This window comes from Streptomyces pimonensis (assembly GCF_041380215.1).
Lineage (GTDB): Bacteria > Actinomycetota > Actinomycetes > Streptomycetales > Streptomycetaceae > Streptomyces > Streptomyces pimonensis.
In genome coordinates this window covers 185395-197560 of the sequence record NZ_JAHWZY010000003.1, presented here as the reverse complement: position 1 = coordinate 197560, position 12166 = coordinate 185395, and the positions used below count along the sequence as shown (strand labels likewise).

Annotated in this window: 9 protein-coding genes and 1 pseudogene; 7 read left to right on the top strand and 3 right to left on the bottom strand. The window is 73.3% G+C overall.

Annotated features, from left to right (window positions below; genetic code table 11):
• Positions 1 to 10 precede the first annotated feature (10 nt).
• Entirely contained in the window at positions 11 to 919 is a 909-nt protein-coding gene (locus tag KYY02_RS05085) for an NAD(P)-dependent oxidoreductase (protein WP_371236201.1), read from the bottom strand.
• Between the two features lie 127 nt (positions 920 to 1046).
• On the opposite strand from KYY02_RS05085, the gene KYY02_RS05080 reads away from it, so the two are divergent.
• Positions 1047 to 1643 carry a TetR/AcrR family transcriptional regulator gene (locus KYY02_RS05080; RefSeq protein WP_371236200.1) on the top strand — a complete coding sequence of 199 codons (597 nt, stop codon included), beginning with the start codon at positions 1047 to 1049 and terminating at the stop codon, positions 1641 to 1643.
• A gap of 68 nt (positions 1644 to 1711) precedes the next feature.
• Entirely contained in the window at positions 1712 to 3610 is a 1899-nt protein-coding gene (gene htpG / locus KYY02_RS05075; RefSeq protein ID WP_371236199.1) for a molecular chaperone HtpG, read from the top strand.
• A gap of 571 nt (positions 3611 to 4181) precedes the next feature.
• Here htpG and KYY02_RS05070 read toward each other — a convergent pair.
• Positions 4182 to 5267 (bottom strand): GNAT family N-acetyltransferase, encoded by a 1086-nt coding sequence (locus KYY02_RS05070; RefSeq protein WP_371236198.1) that lies wholly within the window; start codon positions 5265 to 5267, stop codon positions 4182 to 4184.
• 898 nt (positions 5268 to 6165) lie between these two features.
• Here KYY02_RS05070 and KYY02_RS05065 point away from each other — a divergent pair.
• From KYY02_RS05065 to KYY02_RS05055, 3 genes and pseudogenes are all read left to right on the top strand, one after another.
• Positions 6166 to 7473 carry a cation:proton antiporter gene (locus KYY02_RS05065; protein ID WP_371236197.1) on the top strand — a complete coding sequence of 436 codons (1308 nt, stop codon included), beginning with the start codon at positions 6166 to 6168 and terminating at the stop codon, positions 7471 to 7473.
• A 243-nt stretch (positions 7474 to 7716) separates the two neighbouring features.
• Positions 7717 to 8892, top strand: coding sequence for a S1 family peptidase (locus KYY02_RS05060; protein ID WP_371236196.1), 1176 nt, complete (start codon positions 7717 to 7719; stop codon positions 8890 to 8892).
• A 176-nt stretch (positions 8893 to 9068) separates the two neighbouring features.
• Positions 9069 to 10390 (top strand): annotated as a pseudogene (locus KYY02_RS05055) (lipase family protein).
• Between the two features lie 252 nt (positions 10391 to 10642).
• On the opposite strand, the gene KYY02_RS05050 reads toward KYY02_RS05055, so the two are convergent.
• Positions 10643 to 11209 (bottom strand): snapalysin family zinc-dependent metalloprotease, encoded by a 567-nt coding sequence (locus tag KYY02_RS05050; RefSeq protein WP_371236195.1) that lies wholly within the window; start codon positions 11207 to 11209, stop codon positions 10643 to 10645.
• A gap of 167 nt (positions 11210 to 11376) precedes the next feature.
• Between KYY02_RS05050 and KYY02_RS05045 the strand changes: the two genes are divergently transcribed.
• Entirely contained in the window at positions 11377 to 11562 is a 186-nt protein-coding gene (locus tag KYY02_RS05045) for a hypothetical protein (protein ID WP_371236194.1), read from the top strand.
• A 92-nt stretch (positions 11563 to 11654) separates the two neighbouring features.
• Positions 11655 to 12137, top strand: a complete 483-nt coding sequence (locus KYY02_RS05040; protein ID WP_371236193.1) for an MSMEG_6728 family protein — start codon at positions 11655 to 11657, stop codon at positions 12135 to 12137.
• Positions 12138 to 12166 lie beyond the last annotated feature (29 nt).

Sequence of the window (12166 nt, the reverse complement as noted above, 5' to 3'; positions counted from 1 at the left end):
TCGGCGAGCCTCAGGGGCGGTCGTCGTCCGCCGGAGCGCCCGGGGGCGCGGCACCGGTCCTCGCCTCCAGCGCGCGCAGCACGGCCACCATGTCCTCGTCCCCGTGTCCGCCGGCCACGGTCTCCTCGAAGAGGGCGTGGCAGACGTCGAGGAGCGGGGAGGCCAGGCCCGCCCTGCGGGCGGCCTGTGCGATCAGGCGGTTGTTCTTCAGCACGTCCGCAGCGGCCGCCTGGACCGCGAAGTCACGGGCGAGCAGCTTGGGCGCCTTCATCCGGGAGACGGCACTGGCCATCGGACCCGCGTCCAGGACGTCGAGGAAGCGGCGGCGGTCGAGCCCGTGCCGGTCGGCGAAGTGGAACGCCTCGGTCAGTCCGGTGACCTGGGTGATCAGGAACAGGTTCACCGAGAGCTTCATCAGCAGTGCCCCCGGCACCGCACCGCAGTCGAACGTCTCGCGGCACATCGGGGCGAGCAGGGGCCGCACGGCCGCCGCGGTGGAGGCGTCGCCCGCCAGCATCGCGACCAGCCTCCCCTGTTCCGCCGGGACCCGGGAGCCGGAGACAGGGGCCTCGGCGTAGGAGCCGCCCGCCGCGCGGACGGCGTCCTCCAGGGCGGCCGAGTACTCCGGCGAGGTCGTGCCCATGTGGACGACGGTGCGTCCGGCGACGCGGGCGGCGAAGTCCGGGGTGCCGCGCCCCAGTACCGTGTCGAGGGCCGCCTCGTCGGCCAGCATCAGGATCACGGTGCCGGCCTTCTCGAAGACCTCGCCGGCGCTCCCGGACACCTCGGCCCCGACCTCGCGCAGGGGGTCGCACCGGCCGCGGGTGCGGTTCCAGACGACGAGGGGTGTTCCGGCACGGACGAGGTTGAGCGCCATGGGCCGGCCCATGACTCCGAGTCCGATGAAACCCACGCGCATGACGCACCGCCGTTCCCGGGCCGCGCCGGGGCGGCGCCTCGCCCTATGACCGCTGTCACAGTAGCCGCCGCCATGACGGCGGTCATAGGGTGGACGCGGGAGAATCGCGACGCGGCGGGAGGTCGCAATGGCGGTGGCCGGACGGGGACCGCGGGAGCGGATGGTCTTCAGCGCGGCCCAGCTCATCCGGCGCGACGGGGTCGCCTCGACGGGGATGCGCGAGGTGGCCGCGCACGCGCGGGCGCCGCGCGGATCGCTCCAGCACCACTTCCCGGGCGGCAAGGAGCAGCTCGTCAACGAGGCGGTGGGATGGGCGGGCCGGTACGCGGCCGGGCGCGTCGCCCGGTTCCTCACCGCGCTGTCCGAGCCGACGCCCGGCGGGCTGTTCTCGCAGATGGTCCGGCAGTGGACCGACGAGTACACGAGCGCCGGCTTCGGGGGCGGCTGCCCTGTCGCCGCCGCCACGGTGGACTGCGCCGAGTCCACCGCATCGATCCGCGAGGCCGTGTCGGCCGCCTTCGCCGGGTGGACCGGCGCGGTGGCCCTGGCCCTGTCGGACATGGGCGTCCCCGCCGAACGCGCCCGGCCCCTCGCCACCCTGATGATCAGCTCACTGGAGGGGGCGATCCTCATGGCCCGCGCCGAGCGGGACGTCCGCCCCCTGACCACGGTCTCCCGTGAACTGGGCCCGCTCCTGGACTCGGCGGTCGACGCGACCGGCTGACGCGTCTTTTACTAAAGTGATCGCACCAGTATCCGGAGATCCGTGGACCAGTGAGGTAATCGCGCATCATGCCGACCGAAACGTTTGAGTTCCAGGTAGAGGCCCGTCAGCTGCTCCAGCTGATGATCCACTCGGTCTACTCGAACAAGGACGTCTTCCTCCGTGAACTCGTCTCCAACGCCTCCGACGCGCTCGACAAGCTGCGTCTGGCCAAGCTGCGGGACGACTCGCTCGACGCCGACGTCTCCGACCTGCACATCGAGCTCGAGACCGACAAGGACGCCCGCACCCTCATCGTGCGGGACAACGGCATCGGCATGTCGTACGACGAGGTCGGGCAGCTCATCGGCACGATCGCCAACTCGGGCACCGCCCAGTTCCTGCGGGAGCTGCGGGAGGCGCAGGACGGGGCCGGGACGGAGGGGCTGATCGGCCAGTTCGGCGTCGGCTTCTACTCGGGCTTCATGGTCGCGGACGAGGTCACCCTGCTCACCCGGCGCGCAGGGGAGGAGCAGGGCACCCGGTGGACGTCGCGCGGCGAGGGCACGTACACCCTGGAGCGGGTCGACGACGCGCCGCAGGGCACCTCGGTCACCCTGCACCTCAAGCCGGCCGACCCCGACAACCAGCTGCACGACTACACCTCGGTGTGGAAGATCAAGGAGATCGTCAAGCGCTACTCGGACTTCATCACCTGGCCGATCCGGCTCGTCGGGAAGACGGACGAGGACGGCGGGACGGCCGGGCCCGAGACGCTGAACTCGATGAAGGCGCTGTGGGCGCGTTCGCGCGAGGAGGTGTCCGAGGAGGAGTACCACGAGCTGTACAAGCACATCGGCCACGACTGGCGCGAACCGCTGGAGACCATCCAGCTGCAGGCCGAGGGCACCTTCGAGTACCAGGCCCTGCTGTTCGTCCCGTCGCACGCCCCGCACGACCTGTTCACCCAGAACTTCAGGCACGGGCTGCAGCTGTACGTGAAGCGCGTCTTCATCATGGACGACTGCGAGGCGCTGCTGCCGCCGTACCTGCGGTTCGTCAAGGGCGTGGTCGACGCCCAGGACCTCTCGCTGAACGTGTCCCGCGAGATCCTCCAGCAGGACCGGCACATCCGGATGATGCAGCGCCGGCTCACGAAGAAGGTGCTGGCGACGGTCAAGAGCATGATGACCGGTGACGCCGAGCGGTACGCCACGTTCTGGCGGGAGTTCGGCGCGGTGCTGAAGGAGGGCCTGGTCACCGACTCCGACAACCGTGACGCCCTCCTCGCGGTGGCCTCGTTCGAGACCACGCACGAGGACGACGGCACGACCACGCTCAAGCAGTACGTGGAGCGGATGCCGGACGGGCAGGACGACATCTGGTTCATCACCGGCGAGTCCCGGGAGAGCATCGACAGCTCCCCGCACATGGAGGCGTTCCGGGAGCGTGGCATCGAGGTGCTGCTGCTCACCGACCCCGTCGACGAGGTCTGGGTCGACGCCGTGGGCGAGTACGAGGGCAAGCGGCTGCGGTCGATCGCCAAGGGCGAGGTGGACCTCGGCGCGCGGGAGGACGACAGGAGCGAGGGCGAGCGGGAGCAGCAGGCAGAAGAATACGCGGGTCTGCTCGGCTGGATGCGGGAGCGGCTGGACGAGGACGTCAAGGAGGTGCGGCTGTCGACGCGTCTGACGGTGTCCCCGGCCTGCCTCGTCGCCGACGCGGACGATCTCACGCCGGCGCTGGAGAACATGTACCGGGCCATGGGCCAGGAGGTGCCGCGTGCCAAGCGCATCCTCGAACTCAACCCGGATCACGCACTGGTGAAGGGCCTGAACGAGGCGTACGGGGAGCGCGAGGACCGCTCGGACCTCACCGACACCGCCGAACTCCTGTACTCCTTGGCCGTGCTGGCGGAGGGCGGCCGGCCGAAGGACCCGGCGCGCTTCGTGCGGCTGATGACGGACCGGCTGGAGCGCACCCTGTGACGCGCCCGTGATCGCAGGCGTGCCGGTTCGGCCGGCCCCGGCCTCCGGGCGGTCGCGGCAGGCAGGGCCCCACGGGTCGAGGAGCGGGATCACCGGCATGAGGACATAGGCGGTCAGGGGGACGACCTGTCCCATCGGGACGTCGCCGCCGTCGGGCAGCGGATGCCCGGCGGCCACGGCCGCCGCGTTCACGCCCGGCCGCAGCGCGAAGGCCGTGGCCGGGGCGAGCCGGAACCCGGTCCAGACCCAGCGGTGCCTCGCCGTTCCCCGGGGCGTGCCCAGGGACAGGACGGGACCGCTGAGGAGCGGTCGGGAGCGCGAGGGGCTGCGGAGCCCGGTCCGCGAAGAGCCTCACGGCCCGGGCGGACGCCTCCACCGCGGCCGCGGACCCGCTGGTGTTCGCGGTGAAGCCGAGCGCGAGCGGGCCGGCCCGCGGAGGCGAGGACGTGGACGACGAGGTGGGCCGGCGTGCGGGCCGGCTGCGTCTCGCACGGTGCCGGGCCCCGGGCGGCGCGGACATCCGACGGCGGGAGCGACCGCGCGTACGGACGTCGGCGTACGCCGGACGCGGTCAGCGTTCGCGCAGCCGGCCCGCCCCCGTCAGGGCGCGCCGGGCCGCCTCGGCCAGCCGGGGGTGGCCGCGCACGAAGCGGCGGGCGGCCCTGGCCGGCTCCCGGCCCAGCCGGTACACGGTCCCGCCCGGCCCCGGACGCACCACGGCGCCCTCGTAGACCGTCAGTTCGCGGGTCTTGAGGGAGTCCTTGTAGCGGGCGGGGCCGCTGCCCAGGTCGACCATGCGGATGCCGTCGGCGGCGGCCGCCCGGAGCATCCGCAGGTGCAGCACCAGTCCGGGCGAGTACCGGCCGTGGTCGCGGTCGTACGCAGGGAACCACCAGGACAGCACCGTGGCCGAGCGCAGACCGAAGTGGGCGGCCACGGGGCGGCCACCCGCGTACAGCACGGAGAACACTCCGCGGCACTCGGGATCGTCGCCGTGCGCCAGCAGGTCCACCAGTCGGGCGATCCACGGCTGGGCGAACCGGTCCCGGCGGCCCGTCCGCCGGTACTGGGCGGATTTCCAGCGCATCAGCGCCCGTAACGCCTCCGGGTCGTGGGCGTCGTACACGAACCGCACCTCGCCGACCTGCCGGGCGAGCCTGCGCTCCTTGGCCAGGGTCTGCTTGAGGAAGCCGGGGGAACGGGCGCGCAGCCCGTCGGCGTAGTGCTCGTACCCCCGGTCGAGGTCGACGACCGGGCTCGCCAGCTCCTCGGCGGCGTACGGCGTGAAGAGGTGCTGGCCGGCCTCCAGGCTGTCGAACTCCCACGAGGAGAGCGCGCAGGCCGCGAGCAGGCCGCGCGGGTCGAGCCCAAGGCCCGGGCGCAGGACGGCGCCCTGGCTGTCCGACACCCCGAGGCCGATGGCCCGGCCCTGGCCCATCGGTCCCCTCTCGTACGGGAGGAAGCCGACCGGGGCCCCGTCGTCCTGCAGGACGGCCACCCTGGCGCCGGGCCTGACCCGTCCGACGGCGGTGGTGAACGCCGGATCGAGGAACGGGTTCTCCGGCGCGCCGGACTCCGCGCGCAGCTGTCTCCACGTCTTGTGCTCGCTCGGCCCGAGTTCGCCGGGCCGCACCACGAGAACGTGTTTTCCCTGCATGTGTGCCTCCTGTGTCGTCACGGTCTCCGGCGGGACACGAGAAGGCCTGCTCGTCACCGTGGGCAGGATCGGGGAGCGCGCAGCGGGCGCCGCCCGGCCGCACGGCGCAGGCCTCGGGTGGTACCGCGGTCGCGCAGCAGCGGAATGTCCGCAGACCGGCGGCGCCGGCGGCCGGACTCCGGTCCGGCGGTGGTTCCGCCGGATACGGCCGGGAAGCGGGGCGTCGCCGCGCGGTGACCGTCGACGCGGTGCCGGCCGCCGGGTGGACGACGCCGGTCGTGCCCGAGGCCCTCGACAGGCGGGCGACCGGCCGGTGGAGCGAGGCGCCGCGCTCACCGGGGAAGGGCCCGCCGACGGCCTCGCGCGTTCCGGCGGCCTTTGGCACCGCGGTGGTCCCGCGCGTTCCGGCGGCCTTTGGCACCGCCCTGGCCGGCTCGTCGTGCCGGTCCTCCGCCGGCTGGTGCCGCTGTGCCACGGGGAGCACCGGGGCGGGCCGGACCGCTGTCGGCGCCGGAGGCACAAGGTCAGGAGCAGCGCCGAGGCCGGCCGTACGACTGCCGCCGCCCATCGAGACCGCACCGGTCACCCCTTCGGCATGCGTCCGGCGGGGGGTGGGTGCACCGGGTCGGCGCCGGGCGGGCCCCCACGCATGTGCGCCCGGCACGTCTTCCAGTAGCGCCGGACGCCTCCGCTCCGTCAAGTCCTCCGCGTCGCGAGGCGGAGGACTTGGTGCGCGTCGGCCGCGGCGCTTTCCGCCGGCCCGCCCCTCACGCCGGAGCGCGCTTCCCGGCGGGCGGCGAGGACCGCGCCCGTCCGTCCGGGCGGGCTCCCGCCATCGGGGTGATGTTTCGGCCGGGGCGGCGGCGTGCCCCCGGCCGACTCCGGGCACCTGTGACCGGTGAGCTCACCTGATTATCTCTTCACCCTGCTCGGAGCCGGCGCCCTCGGCGCGGCCGTACTGCCCCAGCTGGTGGCCCGCAGGCCGCTGTCGCTGCCTCTGGTGTTCCTCGTCTGCGGGATCGCCCTCCAACTGTCGCCCCTGCCCATGCCCGGCATCGACCCGGTGTCGGACCGGACGTGGGTGGAGCACGTCACCGAGATCTGTGTGATCCTCTCCCTCATGGGCGCCGGCCTCGCCCTGAACCGGCCGTTCGGCCGTCGGCGCTGGCAGGGCACCTGGCGGCAGCTGGGCGTCACCATGCCGTTGACCATCGCAGCCGTGGGCCTCCTGGCCTGGGGCCTGCTCGACTGGCCGCCGGCCGCCGCGCTGCTGCTGGCGGCCGTGCTGGCGCCGACCGATCCGGTGCTCGCCTCGGAGGTCCAGGTGGGCGCGCCCACCGCCTCCGAGCACGACGAGGACGAGGTGCGCTTCACGCTGACCAGTGAGGCCGGGCTGAACGACGGTCTCGCCTTCCCCTTCGTCATGGCGGCCGTCGCGCTCGCCGCCGCGGGCGGACGTCCCACCGGCGGTGGGATCGCCCACTGGGTGCTGGTCGACGTGCTGTACAAGTGCGCGGTGGGCCTGTCCGCGGGGCTCGTCGTCGGCGCGCTGCTCGGATGGCTGTTCTTCCGGGCGAGCCGGCGGGCGATGCGGCTGTCCGAGCACCGGGAGGGGTTCGTCGCCCTCGGCGCCACGTTCCTCGCCTACGGGGTGACGGAACTGCTGCACGGCTACGGCTTCCTGGCCGTGTTCGTCACCGCCTGCCGGATCCGCCGGGCGGAGCACGCCCATGGCTACCACATGGTGCTGCACGACTTCGTGGAGCAGGTGGAGCGGCTGCTGACCTCCGCGCTGCTGTTCCTGCTCGGTGCGTTCGTCGCCCAGGGCGGACTGGCGTCGCTGACCTGGCAGGGAGCGGTCGTGGGTCTGCTGCTGCTGTTGGCGGTCCGGCCGCTGACCGCGTGGGCCGCCCAGTTCGGTACGTCCGCCGGCCCCCGCGAACGTGTGGTGACCGCCTTCTTCGGGATCCGCGGCATCGGCTCGCTGTTCTACCTGGCCCACGCGCTCGGCTTCGCCGGTTTCGGTGTCCCGGCCGAGCAGTTGTGGGCGGTGGTGACCTTCACGGTGCTCGCGTCCGTCGTGCTGCACGGGATGAGCGCCACCCCCGTCATCTCGCGCCTCGACCGGCTGCGGATCCACCGGGCCCGGGCGAGCGGTGCCGGACCGGAGCCGGACGACACCGAGGTGGCGGGCGAACGGCTCTGACCCCTCCGCCCCCGGCGGAGTGAGGTCCCTGCGCAGGACCTCCCAAAGGGCCCTCCGGGAGGCCCCGCGCCTCGGGACGGCCGGATCCGGCCAGGACGCCCGAGGCACACGAAAATTGGTTCCTGCATTGGCATAGACCTGACATCAGTCGGCTCGCTAAGCTCTGGTCGACTCGGACTGAGAGCGCTCTCACACTGCGGTTGTTCCACCCCCACCTTGCTGGAACGACGAAGGACACCTCCCATGAGACGCACCGGACTCACACGCGCCGGCGTGGCCGCCCTGCTCGTGATCGGCAGCTGGACCGCGGCCGGCACCCTGCCGGCCGCGGCGCAGCACGCCCCCGACTCCCCCACCGCCCGCGCCGCCGGCTCCGCGCCCGCCTCCACCGGCCTGCTGGAGGCGATGCAGCGGGACTTCGGACTGACCCGCGCCGAGGCGGAGAACCGGCTGGCCGCGGAGCGGAAGGCCACCGACCTCGCGCCCGAGGCCCGCGAGACCGCCGGATCCGCCTACGGCGGCGCCTGGTTCGACGCCGGGAGCGAGAAGCTGACCGTGGCCGTCACCTCGGACGCCGACGCCTCGACGGTACGGTCCCTGCGCGCGTCCGGCGCGGCCGTGCGCACCGTCGAGCACAGCGCACGGCAGCTCGACGCCGCCAAGTCCCGCATCGACCGCCTCGACGCGCCCTCGGGCGTCAGCAGCTGGGCCGTCGACCCGGCCGCCAACACGGTCGTCGTGAACGTCGTCGCCGGCAAACGTTCCGACAACGATATCCGTTCTTTCGTGGACGAGGCCCGCGAGGCCGGCCCGGTCACCGTGCGGACCGTGCGGGCGCCGGCGGAGACCTTCGCCGCCGGAACGGTGGGCGGTGACCCTTACTACACCGGCAACGTCCGCTGCTCCATAGGCTTCTCGGTGCACGGCGGCTTCGTCACCGCCGGGCACTGCGGCGGCGTCGGCGGCCAGGTCAGGGGCTGGGACGGCTCGTACATCGGCAACTTCCAGGGCTCCTCGTTCCCGGGCAACGACTACGCCTGGGTGAACGTGGGCAGCGGCTGGTGGACGGTGCCGGTGGTACTCGGCTGGGGCACCGTGCCGGACCAGCTGGTGCGCGGCTCGGCGGAGGCGCCGGTCGGCGCCTCGATCTGCCGCTCCGGCTCCACGACCCGCTGGCACTGCGGCAACGTGCTGGCCAAGAACGAGACGGTCAACTACAGCCAGGGCGCGGTCCACCAGATGACGAAGACCAGCGTCTGCGCCGAACCCGGCGACTCGGGCGGCTCGTTCATCAGCGGCGACCAGGCGCAGGGCGTCACCTCCGGCGGCTGGGGCAACTGCTCCGGCGGGGGCGAGACCTGGTTCCAGCCGGTCAACGAGATCCTCAACCGCTACGGGCTGACGCTGCACACGGCCTGAGCGGCCACGACCGGGAGCGGGCCCCGCCGGACGGCCGGCGGGTCCCGCTCCCACGCACGACCGGAAGTCCGCTCCCACAAAAGTTGCCGTGCCGTGACCCGCTCGCGCGTTACCGATGGTAAGTGAGCGCTGCTGGTTTCCGGTTCGTCTTCCTGGAGCAGGGCGAGGAGCGAGCCGTGAGCCGTACCAGCAGCGTGCTGACCGCCTTGGTCGCCACGACCGTCTGCGTCTGCGTGTCCGCGCCCCCGGCGCCGCGAGCGACCCCGTGGTGACACGGGGCGTCACCGGTCCCCGCCTCCTACACCCCGCCCGCCGAGCTGCCCGCGGGCGACGGCGTACTGGTCCGCCACGAGCCGCTGCGCCTCGGACTGAGCCTGCCGGGCCTGGGCGGCCGCCCCCTGCCCGGCACGGCGACCCGCCTGATGTACACCTCCACCGACTCGGGCGGGCAGCGGGTCGCCCTCACCGGCGCCTACATCGAGCCGTCCGCCGGCTGGAGGGGCGACGGACCCCGCCCACTGGTGGTCGTCGGTTCGGGAACCATGGGGCAGGGCGACCGGTGCGCGCCCTCGCTCACCCTGCAGCACCCGCTGACCCTGACCGGGGAGACGTTGTCCGTCGGATACGACAACCTGGCCGTCTACCGGCTCCTCGCCACCGGCGCCGCCGTCGTGGTGACCGACCACGTCGGGCTCGGGACGACCGACCGGCTGCACACCTACGTCGACCGGCTCGACCAGGGGCACGCCATGCTGGACGCGGCCCGCGCGGCCCGGTCCGTGCCGGGCGCGTCGGTCACCGCCGACTCGCGCGTGGGCATGTACGGCTACGGCCAGGGCGGCGGGGCGAGCGCGTCCGCCGCCGAACTGCACTCCGCCTACGCGCCGGAGGTGAAGCTCGTCGCACCTACACCGGCGCGCCGCCCGCCGGCCTGACGGCGGTCATGAAGGGCATCGACGGCAGCGCCCTGGCGGCTGCCCTGGGCTGGTCGGTCAACGGCTTCGCCCAGACGGAGCCCGCGTCGAGGAAGGTCGTCGACCAGCACATCAACACCACCGGCCGGGCTGCCCTCGACAGCATCGGCACCCGCTGCGCCGGGGACGCGATCCTCAGCCACGGCTTCACCAGGAGCACCCGGTGGACGAAGGACGGCAGTTCGCTCGCCGACATCATCGCCGACGAGCCGGACGCCCGGACCGTCCTCGACGAGCAGCGCATCGGCAGGCTGGAGCCCACCGGCCCGGTCCGTCTGGCCAGTGGCGTCCAGGACGACATCGTGCCGCACGCGCAGTCCCGTCGACTGGCCCTGGACTGGTACCGCAAGGGCGCCGACGTCACCTACGAGGCCGTCGCGCTGCCCGACCTCGGCGACAAGATCCTCACCAACCACCTGGCGCCGCTGCTCACCGACCAGGGTGCCGCGGTGAAGTGGCTGACCGACCGGCTCGAGGGCAGGCCGGCGGCTTCCAACTGCTGGACCATGCCGGTCCAGCCCTGAGCCGTCGGCCATGCGACGAGCCCCGTCCCGGAATTCCGGGACGGGGCTCGTGACGGAGCGCCGGGCAGGCCTTGCACCTGCATCTCCCCGCAGGAAGCGGGACGTCTTTCCTTGGACCACCAACGCACGGTCGGGCCACAGGTTCCCCTGCCACCGTGACGTGCCTCAACCATAGCGGCATCCGCCTCAGTAGTCACATCCGTCACATGAGCGCTGGGCAGGCGGCATCCCGAGCGGGCGTCGGGCGGTCCGTCAGTCCCCGGCCGGGACGGCTCGCGGCGCCGGTACCGGCTGCCCCGCGGCCACCTGGGCGAAGTTGTCCTCGACCTCCGCCTTCTCCGCCGCGTTCGGGTACGGGTTCGTGCACGCCACGCCCGCGGTGGAACCGGACATCAGGCTGGAGCAGGGACCGGGCTTGCGGTCGGGCAGGCCCAGGATGTGACCGAGCTCGTGGGACGAGATGCGGATCGTGCTGTACCCCTGGTTCACGGCCTGGCGGCCGATGTAGACGGTGCCGTTGCCCAGGGAACCCGGCAGGGCGCGCGGCCAGCCGTTGTCCGCCAGGACCCGGATGTTGGCGCGCCGCCCGGACGCCACCGGGCGCAGTTCCACGGCGTCGACGCTCTCGTTCCAGATCGCCGCGGACCGGTCGACCGCGGACCGGAACTCCGCGGAACCGCTCGCGTCATAGGTGAGCACCCGGGCGGCGGCCGATCGCCCGGCCTCCCCGGACGGTACGGCCGCGGCCTGGCCGCCCAGCAGGGCGAGGGACATCGTGACGACCGCGGCCAGGCCGCCGGTCATCCTGCGAACGTGCATGGTCGACCTCCACGTGAGGGAAAGGCAGTCGTGCGCATGACACACCTGGCGTTCCTGCCCCGCCCGCGGGGCCGTCAATCCCTCGTTCCGGCCGGCCCCGGCAGGAAGCGGTACCACCGCACGCCGGGAAGGGGGCCGGTTGGAGTTCCCGGTCGGGCGGGGGAACTGTGACAAGGACCAACACCACCCCACGGGACACCCCCACTCGCATCACCGGAGAACCGCCGGTGAACCACACCGCCCGCCCCGGGCGTTACGACGGCACCATGCGCTACCGGCGCACCGGCCGCTCGGGCACGCCGGGCACGCCGGGCACGCCGGGCACGCCGGGCACGCCGGGCACGCCGGGCTGAGCTTTCGGGGGCGGTGCGAGGTGTGCGCCGCCGCGTAAGGGGGAACTGCGGTGCGGTGAGCCGCTTGGCCCCCACACAGTTCGGACGGCCGTATGCAGACCTTCCTGCCGTACCCCGACTTCTGCGAGACGGCGCTGGTGCTCGACCGGCGCCGACTGGGCAAACAGCGGGTGGAGACGATCCAGGTGCTGCGCGGTCTGATCGTGCCGGGCTACGGGTGGCGCCGCCATCCCGCAGTCCGCATGTGGACCGGCTACGAGGAGGCGCTGGTGCGGTACGGCCTGGAGGTCTGCCGGGTCTGGCGGGACCGGGGCCATCAGGACAGCTGCGCCGCCACCCTCGTCGCCGACCTCGCCCGGGTGCGGCCCGGAGCGCCGGTGCGCGGCCAGCGGGAGCTGGCCGAGGCCGGGGAGCTGCCGCCGTGGCTGGGGAACGACGCCGTGCACCGCAGTCACCGCTCGGCGCTGCTCCGCAAGGAACCGGACGTCTACACGGAGCTCTTCCCCGGGGAGCCGGACGACCTGCCGTACGTCTGGCCGTCGTCCGACCGCGATCCGGAGGCGGCCGGCGGCTGACCCCGGCGTCCCCTCCCGGGGCCCGCCGA

Bases quoted from the DNA above. Each gene is read 5' to 3' on its own strand.
- KYY02_RS05085 (WP_371236201.1), bottom strand. From the start codon at position 919: ATGCGCGTGGGTTTCATCGGACTCGGAGTCATGGGCCGGCCCATGGCG.
- KYY02_RS05080 (WP_371236200.1), top strand. From the start codon at position 1,047: ATGGCGGTGGCCGGACGGGGACCGCGGGAGCGGATGGTCTTCAGCGCG.
- htpG (WP_371236199.1), top strand. From the start codon at position 1,712: ATGCCGACCGAAACGTTTGAGTTCCAGGTAGAGGCCCGTCAGCTGCTC.
- KYY02_RS05070 (WP_371236198.1), bottom strand. From the start codon at position 5,267: ATGCAGGGAAAACACGTTCTCGTGGTGCGGCCCGGCGAACTCGGGCCG.
- KYY02_RS05060 (WP_371236196.1), top strand. From the start codon at position 7,717: ATGAGACGCACCGGACTCACACGCGCCGGCGTGGCCGCCCTGCTCGTG.
- KYY02_RS05050 (WP_371236195.1), bottom strand. From the start codon at position 11,209: ATGCACGTTCGCAGGATGACCGGCGGCCTGGCCGCGGTCGTCACGATG.
- KYY02_RS05040 (WP_371236193.1), top strand. From the start codon at position 11,655: ATGCAGACCTTCCTGCCGTACCCCGACTTCTGCGAGACGGCGCTGGTG.